General features: G+C 48.9%; 8 protein-coding genes. 6 read left to right on the forward strand and 2 right to left on the reverse strand.

The features are described from left to right. Positions 1 to 96 precede the first annotated feature (96 nt). Entirely contained in the window at positions 97 to 633 is a 537-nt protein-coding gene (locus ACJJI1_RS06940; RefSeq protein ID WP_444895727.1) for a hypothetical protein, read from the reverse strand. Between the two features lie 957 nt (positions 634 to 1,590). Here ACJJI1_RS06940 and ACJJI1_RS06945 point away from each other — a divergent pair. From ACJJI1_RS06945 to ACJJI1_RS06970, 6 genes are all read left to right on the forward strand, one after another. Next, entirely contained in the window at positions 1,591 to 2,505 is a 915-nt protein-coding gene (locus ACJJI1_RS06945) for a restriction endonuclease (protein ID WP_444958929.1), read from the forward strand. An 87-nt stretch (positions 2,506 to 2,592) separates the two neighbouring features. Continuing rightward, positions 2,593 to 4,284 carry a class I SAM-dependent DNA methyltransferase gene (locus ACJJI1_RS06950; RefSeq protein WP_444958930.1) on the forward strand — a complete coding sequence of 564 codons (1,692 nt, stop codon included), beginning with the start codon at positions 2,593 to 2,595 and terminating at the stop codon, positions 4,282 to 4,284. After that, complete coding sequence (locus ACJJI1_RS06955; RefSeq protein WP_444958931.1) at positions 4,277 to 5,746, forward strand: restriction endonuclease subunit S; 1,470 nt, start codon at positions 4,277 to 4,279, stop codon at positions 5,744 to 5,746. Before ACJJI1_RS06950 ends, ACJJI1_RS06955 begins: the two co-directional genes overlap by 8 nt. Positions 5,747 to 5,787: 41 nt before the next feature. Further along, positions 5,788 to 7,530, forward strand: a complete 1,743-nt coding sequence (locus ACJJI1_RS06960) for a hypothetical protein (RefSeq protein WP_444958932.1) — start codon at positions 5,788 to 5,790, stop codon at positions 7,528 to 7,530. Beyond that, positions 7,527 to 10,688 (forward strand): type I restriction endonuclease subunit R, encoded by a 3,162-nt coding sequence (locus ACJJI1_RS06965; protein ID WP_444958933.1) that lies wholly within the window; start codon positions 7,527 to 7,529, stop codon positions 10,686 to 10,688. The genes ACJJI1_RS06960 and ACJJI1_RS06965 overlap by 4 nt, the downstream gene beginning before the upstream one ends. Before the next feature lie 283 nt (positions 10,689 to 10,971). Next, positions 10,972 to 11,409: a DUF1810 domain-containing protein gene (locus ACJJI1_RS06970; protein WP_413663762.1), complete on the forward strand. Its 438-nt coding sequence runs from the start codon at positions 10,972 to 10,974 to the stop codon at positions 11,407 to 11,409. A 12-nt stretch (positions 11,410 to 11,421) separates the two neighbouring features. On the opposite strand, the gene ACJJI1_RS06975 is transcribed toward ACJJI1_RS06970, so the two are convergent. After that, a complete protein-coding gene (locus ACJJI1_RS06975) occupies positions 11,422 to 12,759 on the reverse strand; it encodes a dicarboxylate/amino acid:cation symporter (RefSeq protein ID WP_444958934.1) in 1,338 nt (445 codons plus the stop codon). Positions 12,760 to 12,809 lie beyond the last annotated feature (50 nt).

The raw sequence follows: 12,809 nt of genomic DNA on the forward strand, positions 1-12,809 counted from the left end.
GTAGTAGGTGCGAGGACCAAAACCTACTGACTTATACTAAAAAGGGAGAAGGAAAGAATACACCGCGCTTGGGACCCTATGAGGCATGGATGCCGATTAGGAGCTTACAGGGATGTATTCACAGCGTGTCTCGAGTGCGGTGTATTCTTTCCTTCCACCCGAGTAGTGAGCCTCTTCTAAATGGGCAAAAGGCTCAATTACCCATATTTCATCTGCACCGACAATATCAGCGAACAGGGTCGCGGCAGCAGAGATTACCGGAAGAGATCTCATCCCCAAAGGACTAGGCCTTACCGGTGTTGATTCAATAAAATCCAAGCGTACTTTTGAGCCGGCTCTAGAAGTTTGGCCATATGCCAGCGCACCCAATGTCCCAGCTGAAGTAAGAGCAATTTCAAACCGATTTGGCTTATTCTGATAAGATTTAAATAGCTCAACCCAATCCCAACCACCCCTATCTCTTCTATATCCTTTGCCCTGAAGGTTCTCCCAATTATTTGCAAGCTGGCAATCTCGCAATGTCACTCCTTTTGCGTTAACACCAAAATCATTTCGAATTTCTTCAAATACAATTTCCCGGATAGCATTATATTTCTGCTCCTTTACATTGTGATCATGGCGACGTGGATACACGCATACTCTCCTTTATATAATTAACCCATGGTGCTTCTTGCAGGGATAAGACTTACAAGTTTATCCAGGAGTATGAGGAGCTAGAATCATAAAGAAATTTAAAAAATAGTTTTATGACCACCTTGAGAACCAGACCTCATCCAAGTATACATACAATAATTAATAGGCTAATTACTTATACGCAACGTACGTACCATCTAAGTGTGTTTATCACTTTTATTTTCAGTTCAAGAATACAATTCTCCGCAATCAGGGAAAGCTATGGACTCACCCCCGCACGGAAGGTAAATGGAAAAAAACGTACAATTTATAATTCAATACGTGGTTAATAGGTTTATTTATGGGTATTTAAAAATACATTCCAGAAAAATTTAAAGACTTAACTGATTATAAGTGCCTGAAAAAATTATTGAAAATGGATAGGGAGGGTCACCAAAACAGCTCCTGAAGCACTCACACCATCTAAAGAAGATTTAAAAATATGAAGAAAAATGAAAATCTTGGGCTATTTAGCACAGTGCAAAAATAACAGCATAAACTGATGTCTTTGCTAATATGAGGAGACAATACCGTTCCTTCAATACTCCACCCCACTATATTGAATAGCGCTCAATTTTCTCCACTCAAACATCCAAAATATTTGACTACGAGAAAAATACTGCCATTTAGACCTGGCAATTTATTCTGCAAGCACCATTATTTCTTACTCTGTAGGCGCCGTAACTTGAAAGCCGTTTGCACTCTCATTCATCAAGCGGGCTCCACCAGCAATGTAAAGCTTACGCAGGCCCTCACTCTAGCTAAGTGGGCTTTGCTGTAATGGCTCCACCCTAACCCGTCGCTCAGGAGCAACAAGCCACTGCCGCAGCACGCAGTAATCCACGTCTCCAAATACCCCAACCTTCCCCAAAAATTTATGGTATTTTCTATCGCTTAAAACGGCGTCACAAAATCAAAATGCCTATTCCAAGTTATCAACAACTCTTCCGCCCGCTCTTAGCAGCCATAGAAGATGGCCGTGCTCACCAAATGGCCGACCTGCACGAGCGCCTAAGTACATTTTTTGAGCTAACCCAGGAAGAAATCCAGAGGCGTCTCCCCAGCGGCCGCCAAACCTATTTCCGCAACCGCCTCGGCTGGGCCCGCACTTATCTAGGCAAAGCAGGACTTATCGAAATCCCCGCACGCGGTAGCTGCAAAATTACCGACCGTGGCCGGCAAGCATTGGTCGACTGCCCTAATGCCATTAGCAACGCCTACCTGCGCCAATATCCGGAGTTTCTAGAATTCACCCGCGGCTCCCGTGAAACCGCTGATAGATCCCAGGCAACCACCACCGACAACGACCTAACCCCAGAAGAACGGCTACGCAGCGCCCACGCCGAGCTCAAAGACACCCTGGCAGACCAGTTGCTTACCCATATCAAGCAGTGCAGCCCGCAGTTCTTTGAGCGTTTAGTCGTCGACCTGATGCTCGCTATGGGCTACGGGGGAACCGCCGAAGACGCGGGCCTTGCCACCCAATACAGCGCCGATGGCGGTATTGATGGCATTATTAAGCAAGATCCGCTGGGACTAGACAGTATCTACCTGCAAGCCAAGCGCTACACCGAAAACACCATTGGCCGCCCAGAGATACAAAAATTCTGCGGCGCACTGGATATGTGCCGCGCAAAGAAAGGGGTATTTATAACCACCAGCCGCTTTAGCCAGGAAGCCCAAGCCTTTGTGGGCATGATTGAAAAGAAAATTATCCTGATCGACGGTGACAAACTCGCCGACCTAATGATCACCTATGGACTAGGTACTAGCGTCAAAGAAACCCTGACCCTACAAGCCATAGACTCCGATTACTTTAGTGAAGACGATTAATACGGGCTCAAGCAAGCCCCAACAATCGATGCAAGTACTGGCGAACACACCGAACAACCACAAGATTTAACCAATAGCCGTAACTCCATGACCAACAGCGAAGAACAACAGTTTCTCAACGACCTCGAGAAAAAGCTCTGGAATGCCGCCGACAAGCTGCGCTCCACCCTGGATGCCGCCCAATACAAACACACCGTACTGGGCCTGATCTTCCTCAAATATGTCTCCGATGCCTTCGATATCCGCCGCGATGAACTCAAGCAGCAGCTCACCGACGCAGACCACGACTACTTCCTCGACCCAGAGGACTTTGGCGGTGCCGACAGTGAAGAATACGCAGCAGAAATCGATATCGAACTGGAAGTGCGCGACTACTACCTGGAAACCAATACCTTCTGGGTGCCGCATCAGGCCCGCTGGCAGTTTCTGCAAGACAACAACAAGGCCGTAATCGGCGGTGCCGAACTCAGCTTTCAGGACGAGAAAGGCCAGGACAAAACCCTCAAAATCAGCTCCGTCGGCCACCTGATTGATAACGCTCTGGAGGCCATCGAAGCCGACAACCCCAAGCTCAAAGGGGTACTCGACAAGCGCTACACCCAGCTGCAAATCGACCAATCCAAACTGGGCGAGCTGATCGACCTGATCGCCACGGTGCCGTTCAACCACGCCAGCCTGAACAGCAAAGATATTCTCGGCCACGTCTACGAATATATGCTCGGCCAGTTTGCCTTGGCCGAAGGCAAGAAGGGTGGCCAGTTCTATACGCCCAAGTCTATCGTCAGCCTGATCGTGCAAATGCTCGAACCCTTCAAGGGCCGTGTATACGACCCGGCCATGGGTTCCGGCGGTTTCTTTGTGCAGTCCGAGCACTTTATTACCGAGCATCGGGGTAAGATTGGCGAAGTCTCTATCTACGGCCAGGAATACAACCACACCACCTGGCAGTTGGCTGCGATGAATATGGCCATTCGCGGTATCGACTTTAACTTTGGTAAAGAGCCGGCCAACACCTACACCAACGACCAGCACCCGGACCTGCGCGCCGACTTCGTTATGGCCAACCCGCCGTTCAATATGAAGGAGTGGGATACCGGCGTGGCCGAGGATGACAAGCGCTGGCAATACGGCAGGCCGCCGTCGGGCAATGCCAACTTCGCCTGGCTGCAACATATGCTCTACCACCTGGCCCCCAACGGCAGTATGGGCCTGCTGTTGGCCAACGGCTCCATGAGTTCCAACACCAATAACGAAGGGGAAATCCGCAAGCGCCTGATCGAGGCCGACCTGGTGGAATGTATGGTGGCCCTGCCCGGCCAGCTGTTTACCAATACCCAGATCCCCGCTTGTATCTGGTTTCTGAGCAAAAACAAAGGGGCGCGCACCTCCGCCGCCGGTAGAAAACTGCGCGACCGCCAAGGCGAAGTGCTGTTTATCGACGCCCGCAACCTGGGTTATATGAAAGATCGCGTACTGCGGGATTTCACCCAGGAAGATTTAAACCAAGTTACCGAGACCTACCACAACTGGCAGACCGGCGAAAACTACGAAGACGTACCGGGCTTTGTAAAAGCCGCTAAGTTGGAAGAGCTGCAAAAGCACGATTTTGTGCTGACTCCAGGCCGCTATGTGGGCGCCGCTGCGGAAGAAGATGATGGTGAGCCCTTTGCCGAAAAGATGGCGCGTTTAACCGGCCAGCTGAAAACGCAGTTTGCAGAATCGGATCGTTTAGAAGCGGAGATTAAAAAGAACTTGGCGGGGTTAGGTTTCGATGTCTGATTGGCCAGTTGTTACCATCGAAGAGATAACTTCAAAAGACAAGTATAGTTGTGTCGGTGGCCCCTTTGGATCATCGCTTTCAAGAAAGCATTACGTTGAAGAGGAAGCTGTACCTGTAATTCGTGGGACAAACTTGAATGGAGACAAATTCATAGACGAAGGTTTTGTCTATGTTAGCGAAGAAAAGGGTGACCAGCTCCATAGAAATATGGCATACCCAGGTGAAATTGTATTCACTCAGCGTGGAACACTCGGGCAAGTAGCGATCATCCCTAGAAACGTGAAACATGAACGTTACGTCGTATCTCAAAGTCAAATGAAACTCAAGGTCGATGATTCTTTAGCCGATCCCTACTACGTCTATTCTTTTTTCAGAACTCAAAAAGCTAAAGCGGAAATAGAAAACCGCGCGATCATAGGCGGAGTCCCTCATATAAATCTTGGTATATTAAAGGCATTCGAGATCCCCCTACCTCCTTTAAATATCCAGAAAGATATTGCAAAAAAGATTAAAGATTTAGACAAAAAAATCGAACTGAACCGCCAAACCAACCAAACCCTGGAACAGATCGCCCAGGCCCTATTTAAAAGCTGGTTTGTCGATTTCGAACCCACCCGCGCCAAAATCGCGGCGAATCAGGCCGCCCAGCTGCGCCAGCAAGGCCAAAGCGACAGCGAGATTGTAAACAAAATCCAGCAAGACCCGCGCTGGAGCAGCGCCCAGGCCGCCATCATCGCCCAAGGCAACCCCGAACAAGCCGCCATCGCCGCCCTTAACGGGGGCCAAACCTTCGATACCCTAAGCGAAGCGCAACAAAACCAACTTCAAACCACCGCTGCTTTGTTTCCGGATACGCTGGTGGACTCTGAGCTGGGTGATATACCAAAGAACTGGGAAGTAAAACCTCTATCAAAAGTGATCGAATTGATAGGTGGAGGCACCCCAAAAAAATCAGAGGCTAGCTATTGGAATGGCAATATCCCATGGTTCTCTGTCAAAGATGCACCTGCAAATGCTGACGTATTCGTTATAGATACAGAGTTAAAAATTACCGAGCTTGGATTAAAAAAGAGTTCTACAAAATTATTGCCAGAAGGTGTAACAATTATATCGGCTAGAGGCACAGTTGGACGTTTAGCCTTGGTGGGCACACCGACAGCAATGAATCAATCTTGTTATGGTGTTAAAGGAACGGAAGGTTTTGGACCTTACTTAAACTATTTCAACTTGAAACAAGCGGTATCAACTCTTCAGCAGAATACGCATGGAGCTGTGTTTGATACTATCACACGAGTTACTTTTGACACTGTATTTATTGTTGACTCCCATGAAGAAATTAAAGCAGCTTTTGAAAAAGTAGTGGCTGATAGCTTTGAAAAAATAAAAACCAATCTCTTTGAAAACGGTATTTTAGAGAACCTCCGCGATAAGTTACTTCCTAAACTTTTATCCGGGAAGTAGATATTACTCGTAATATGTTACCAGGGATGGCGCAACAAGTTATGGCTAAGCTAGAAAAAATAGAAATAACAAATATAAAAGGCATCTCATATAAGCTGTTCGACTTGCAATTATTTCCAAATAAACCCTCTATATTAGTAGCACCTAATGGATTTGGAAAAAGCTCTATAGCTTGCGCTTTCAAATCAATGAATAATGCCAGGGTTGATCTAGCCGACAGCAATCACTTTAACAAGGACACGACAAAAAGTCCTTCAATAGCGATCACGTATGATGGTACCAAATATATCGCCACAAACTCATCAAATGAAATTTCTAGCATTTTCGATATTTCAGTTATAAACAATCATGTAGTACCGGACGCAAAAAAAAAGAGAATTGGTAACTTCACCACAGTAAGCACATCCCTTAAAGTTACCTCTGTTGTTTTGATAGATAACATTCCTGCTAACGTTGCGTTTTCGTATAAATATACCAACATAAAATCAAGCTTTGGAAGTGGGGGAAAAGCTTTACCGAATGCGACACACTTGCTCTCAGACACTGACTTTCTTCGCCTTATAGATAGAGAAATCAACTTCACTGAATACACTAAAAAAAGGACATATATAAGACTAATAGAGCCTTTAGTTAATACTATAAATTCATACAAAGGAACCTCAGCTCAAATACGGGACTATATTAATGCCAATTTGATAAGCCAGTTGAGGGCTATAGGACCTCTAAAAGCTCTTGCAAGCCTTGTTCAAAAATCAAATGGACACACAGAAGTAGAGGCTTTTTTGATTGCTTGGCAGATAGCTTTTATATCAAATACAGCAAGTTTCAAGTCAGCCATGCAATATCAACTTTATATTGGAGAAAAGAAATTCTTTGATGACCTATTGTCATCAGCTGACACAACTAGACACAAGATTAAAACAAAAGAAGAGAAGGCAACCGGCACCAAGAAAAGACTTGTTGTGAATTTTCCCGATGCAGATGAAATCTCAAATGGACAAAGGGATATCCTGTCGTTTATTGCACAAATTCAACGCTCACTTAAAAAGTTAAAAAAACAAAATTGCATTCTGATCATCGATGAAATATTTGATTACTTGGATGATGCCAACCTTGTTGCCTTTCAATACTATGTGACGCAAGTAATAGATGGATTCAAGAAACAAGGACGGAGTATATTTCCATTACTGTTAACTCACCTTGATCCCGCATGCTTCAAGCACTTTTGTTTCAACAAACACCGTTTACAAACTAAACACCTAAATCGCAATACATCCTCATCGGAATCAGTATTTTTAAAGCTTGTAAAAAACAGAACTGATCCTTCTATAGAAGATGATTTAAGTAAACATCACTTTCATTATCACCCGACTGACAAAGACCTGGAAACAGATTTTACTAGGCTTTCGATGCGTAAAGCTTGGGGAAAATCCCATTCTTTTTATAGTGTTGTTTATAAGGAAGCCGAGAAATATTTAAAAGGTGCCGCTTTCGACGCGATCGCTGTACTGTTCGCGATTAGAATAAAAATTGAAGAGCTTGCTTTCGCAAGATTAGCTGGCCAAGCTCAAAAAGATGAATTTCTAGATGGTCAACACGGAACTTCTAATAAACTAGATTACTGTGAAAGCATAGGAGTTTCCATTCCTGAAACTCATTATCTATTAGGATTAATATACAACGACAATTTGCACTGGAACCCGTATCGTGATTATGAAACCCCTCTAATATCAAAACTAGAGAATTTTACGATCAAGAAAATGATTAGGGAGGTGTTTTCATGATCACGGAAGACCAACTAGAACAACTCTGCTTAGAATGGTTTAACGCCCTAGGCTACAACTATGCCTGCGGCTACGATATCGCCCCCGATAGCGATACCCCGGAGCGCAACGACTACCGCCAGATTATCCTGTACGAACGCCTGCTGAGCCAGTTGGAAGTTATCAACCCCCAGGTACCGCTATCCACCCTTGAGCGAGTCACCCAGCAGATCGCCACACCCGAAACACCCATCCTGATCAAAAACAACAAACAGTTTCACCAGTGGTTACAGGAAGGGGTCAAGGTCGAGTTTAAGGATAACAACGGCGAAGTAGTAACCGACTATGTGAGGCTAGTGGACTTCGCAAACACCGAGCGCAACGAATTCCTGGTGGTCAACCAGTACACCATTATGGGTACCAAGGGGAGCCGCCGCCCGGACCTTATCGTATTTATCAATGGCTTGCCGCTGGCGGTGATTGAGTTAAAAAATCCCGCCGATAGCAGCGCCGATATCTGGTCCGCCTACCAGCAGCTGCAAACCTACAAAGAAGAAATCCCCGACCTGTTTATCTTTAACCAGGCGCTGGTCATCAGCGATGGCCTCAACGCCCGCGTCGGCTCCCTCACCGCCAGCAAAGAGCGCTTTTTGCCCTGGCGGGTGGTCAATAACGAGCACGACAAACCGCACTTTGAGTATTTCTTAGAAACCCTGGTAAAAGGCTTCTTTAAGCCCGAACTGTTGTTGGACTATATACGCCACTTTGTGCTGTTTGAGCAGGACGGCGATCAAATCGTTAAAAAGATCGCCGGCTATCACCAGTTCCACGCGGTGCGCCAGGCGGTGAAAGCGACCGTGATTGCCGCCGAGCGATCAAACATGGTGGCCCAGCCCCGAGCGAACTATGCCGATAAAGTAATACCCGGTTCCGGCAAGGCCGGGGTGGTTTGGCACACCCAGGGCTCCGGCAAGTCCATCTCCATGGTGTGTTACGCCGGCAAGTTGCTGGCACAGCCCGCCATGAATAATCCCACCATCGTGGTGGTCACCGACCGCAACGATCTGGATGGCCAGCTGTACAACACCTTCTGTATGGCCGCCGATGCCCTCAAGCAGACCCCGGTACAGGCCGGCGACAGAGACGAGCTGCGCCAGATACTCGCCGCGCGCCAGTCCGGCGGTATCGTGTTTACCACGGTGCAAAAATTTGCCCTACTCGGCGAGGAAACCAGCCACCCGGAGTTGAGCCGCCGCCACAATATCGTCGTGGTCAGCGACGAAGCCCACCGCAGCCAGTATGGCGACAAGGCCAAGTTCAACACCAAAAAGGGCACTTACACCTTCGGCTATTCCAAGCATATGCGCGATGCCTTGCCGGCGGCCTCATTTATCGGCTTTACCGGTACCCCGGTCGACTCGGCCGATAAAGATACCCGCGCGGTATTTGGTGAGTATGTCTCCATCTACGATATTCAGGATGCCGTAGACGATGGCGCCACGGTGCCGATCTACTATGAATCGCGCCTGGCCAAGCTGGATATCCACGCGGCCGATATCGAGGCGCTGAATGAGAATGTCGAGGAGGTTATTGAGGACGAAGAAGATGTGGCCGAGCGGGAGAAAACCAAATCCCACTGGGCCACGCTGGAAAAACTCGTCGGCAGCAAGCCCCGGGTGGAGCAGGTGGCCAAAGACTTAATCCGGCATTTCGACAGCCGCACCGCCTCCATGCCCGGCAAGGCCATGATCGTGGCTATGAGCCGCGAGATCTGTGTCGACCTCTACGATGCCATCGTCGCCATCAAGCCCGAGTGGCACCACCCAGATACCGACAAAGGCGCGATCAAGATCGTGATGACCGGTTCGGCGTCGGACAAAGCCAAGTTGCAGCCGCATATCTACAACAAAGAAACCAAGAAAGCATTTGAAAAGCGCTTTAAGGATGTGAACGACCCGTTACAGCTGGTGATTGTGCGGGATATGTGGCTGACCGGCTTCGATGCCCCCATCTGCCACACCATGTATATCGACAAACCCATGAAGGGCCACAACCTGATGCAGGCCATTGCGCGGGTTAACCGGGTGTTTAAAGACAAGCCCGGCGGCTTGGTGGTGGACTACATCGGCATTGCCAATGAGCTGAAGCAGGCACTCAAGACCTATACCGGTTCTAACGGTAAGGGCAAACCCACCCACGACGCCCATGAAGCCTACGCCATTCTGCTGGAAAAGCTCGGCGTACTGCACGATATGATGCACGGCTTTGATTACAGTCAGTACGAGACCCAGGCCCTGCAACTGTTGCCAGGCGCCATGAACCATATCCTCAGCCTGAAAAACCCCGGCAGCGGCGAGCTGGATGGTAAACGGCGCTTTCTCGATGTGATGGCCGCGCTCAGCAAGGCTTACACCCTGTGCAGCACCCTGGAGGACGCCACGCCCTACAAGAAAGAGATCGCCTTCTGGGGTGCGGTGAAAAACGCCATCACCAAGTTCACCACCATCGACAAGCGCCGCACCGATGAGGAAAAGAACTCCGCACTCAAGCAGATTATCGACAATGCCATTGTCGCCGACGGTGTGGATGATATCTTCAGCATGGTGGGCCTGGACCGCCCGAATATCGGCTTGCTGTCTCCTGAATTTATGGAAGACGTCGCCAACCTTAAGGAAAAAAACCTGGCCGTTGAGCTGCTCGAACGGCTACTGCGCGACGAAGTAAAAGCGCGAATGAAAACTGATGTGGTGTCGGAGAAAAAATACTCCGACCGCATTATGGAAGCCCTGCGTAAATACCACAATCGCGCCATCGAAACCGCCCAGGTGATTGAAGAGCTGATCCAGATGGCCAAGGACATGGCCGACGATGCGCAGATGGCGGAAAACTCCGGCCTCAATACCGACGAAATCGCCTTCTACCGCGCTTTGATCCAAAACCAGTCGGCGGTAAAAGAGCTGGGGGATAACAATCTGCGCGAACTCGCCAAATACGTTACCCAGCAGCTGCGCAAATCCACCACCGTGGACTGGCAGGTGCGCGACAGCGTGCGCGCCAAACTGCGCAACCTGGTGCGCCGCGCACTGCGCAAATGGAAGTACCCACCGGATGGGGCAGATGAGGCGGTGCAACTGTGCTTAAAGCAGGCGGAGACCTTGAGCCATAGCTGGAGTGCTTAGGTCTATCACCCGGGTGAACCGGGGGTCTACGGCAAAGTGGAACCTGAAAAGGCTTATGGCAGCCTCTTGGGCAACGCCTCTTAAATAGGCGTAAGAAAAAGCGGCCAGAACATAGGAAAATTGGTGGGGGACTCTGAGCCAAGCAGCCTGTACTTGCCGTAATTATGATGAATATTGATTAACTAGTGAAAGGTCTGCCGTCAGGCAGTTCATCCTCTAGCATTCATCCTTATTACTGCTAACCTTGGGCCTGCAAAGGAATAAGAATAAAGGGAATCAAAGCATGGCCCAACCATTTCACCTTGAGCGTTTTGTGACGGCGCAAGAAAGCTCTTATGAAAGTGCCCTGAGTGAGTTGCATAGCGGCCATAAGCGCTCCCACTGGATGTGGTATATATTCCCCCAGATATCCGGCCTGGGGCACAGCGCAACATCCGAACATTTTGCAATTAAAAACCTGGATGAAGCCCGGGCTTACCTGGAGCACCCTGTGCTCGGCCCCAGGCTCAAAGAGTGCTGCAAGGAGTTATTGCAACTGAATAATTACTCCGCCTACCAGATATTCGGCTCACCGGATGATGTAAAACTTAAGTCATCCATGACGCTATTTTCTATCGCCGATCCCAAAGACAAGCTATTTGAAGAGGTGCTGGAAAAATACTATGAAGGACAGAAGGACCTTCGTACTTTCGAGATACTGAAGGTTCCTGTTCAACATTAGTTCGTACCCAAGTTAAGCGGTTTGGGTAGTCCCTTCCTCCAACCTATCGCTACCCAGCAACTTGTCCATTACCAAACAGGCAGTCAGGTCACCAGTGACGTTCACGGCGGTACGGCACATATCGAGAATCCGATCCACCCCCAGAATCAGCGCAATACCTTCCGGCGGGACACCAATACCGGCCAGAATTGTCGCCAGGATTACGATACCGACGCCCGGCGTACTGGGAGAACCAATTGAAGCGCCAACGGTAGTCACGGTGAGACCCACCAACTGTGCAGTGGTTAAGTCAATACCATATACCTGAGTTAAAAATACCGCAGCGATTACCTGATAGAGCGCCGTGCCATCCATATTCACAGTAGCGCCCAGGGGCACAATAAATTTGGCGATGGATGGTTTTACTCCCAGGGGACTTTCTGCAACTTTCATTGACAGCGGCATTACCGCAGCAGAGCTGGATGTGGAGAATGCCAGTAGCTGCACTCCGCTAATTCTCTGCAAAAATGTGATCGGGCCGACGGAGGTCACCAGGGAAACAATGATCAGGTAAAAACTGAGAAGAATAAGTAACCCCAGAATTACGGTGCCCACATACACAGACATTCCCAGAATTGCAGTGAGACCAACGCGAATGGCGATATCTGCCAGAAGGCCAAATACGGCCAGGGGTGCAAACAGCATGGCCCAACCAACCACCTTAAGTGCCACCTCCTGAATAATGCCAAAAGCGTATACTGCGGTTTCCCGCTGCTTTTGCGGCAACAGCATCACTGCAACACCAATAAAAATCGCGTAGACCACCAGCTGCAACATATTGCGCATGGCGATACTTTCATTGAGGTTGGCGGGAATCAATTCAGCAATACGCTCGGGAAGCGGTTTGGTCTCCATCACCTGGGGGGCGCTCGCAACCTGTAACTCAGTGGCGGCGCTGAGCAGGGACTCATCGATATAGTCGCCGGGTTGGATCAACTGGACCAGGATAATGCCGATAATCACCGCAACAGTGGTAGTGCCGACAAAGTAGGGAGCGATGCGCAGCCCGACCCGTTTAAGCTGACTGACATTCCCGCTGCCACTGAGCCCCAGGATGATTGAAGACATAATCAGCGGTATCACCACCATTTGGATCATATTCAGAAAGATGGAGCCCGGCAGCTTAAACCAGCTGGCCAATGCCGCACTGAGATCCTGGCTCACCAGCGCGGCCCCTTCAGGAGATAGCAGCAGGCCGACAGCTAGCCCCAGGATCATGGCGACCACTATCTGCATCCACAGGCGAGTGCGCACCAGCACACCGAGGGATTCCACCATTCGGATCAGATAGAAATTTGTACCATTGCTCATTGTTGGTATTCCGGATTACCTGAAATAGTTAGAGGCATTATCTCCCAGGG

The organism is Microbulbifer maximicatervae (SeqCode) (genome assembly GCF_052467065.1).

Coding starts and splice junctions, on each gene's coding strand:
- ACJJI1_RS06945 (WP_444958929.1), top strand. CDS start 1,591: ATGCCTATTCCAAGTTATCAACAACTCTTCCGCCCGCTCTTAGCAGCC.
- ACJJI1_RS06950 (WP_444958930.1), top strand. CDS start 2,593: ATGACCAACAGCGAAGAACAACAGTTTCTCAACGACCTCGAGAAAAAG.
- ACJJI1_RS06955 (WP_444958931.1), top strand. CDS start 4,277: ATGTCTGATTGGCCAGTTGTTACCATCGAAGAGATAACTTCAAAAGAC.
- ACJJI1_RS06960 (WP_444958932.1), top strand. CDS start 5,788: ATGGCTAAGCTAGAAAAAATAGAAATAACAAATATAAAAGGCATCTCA.
- ACJJI1_RS06965 (WP_444958933.1), top strand. CDS start 7,527: ATGATCACGGAAGACCAACTAGAACAACTCTGCTTAGAATGGTTTAAC.
- ACJJI1_RS06970 (WP_413663762.1), top strand. CDS start 10,972: ATGGCCCAACCATTTCACCTTGAGCGTTTTGTGACGGCGCAAGAAAGC.
- ACJJI1_RS06975 (WP_444958934.1), bottom strand. CDS start 12,759: ATGAGCAATGGTACAAATTTCTATCTGATCCGAATGGTGGAATCCCTC.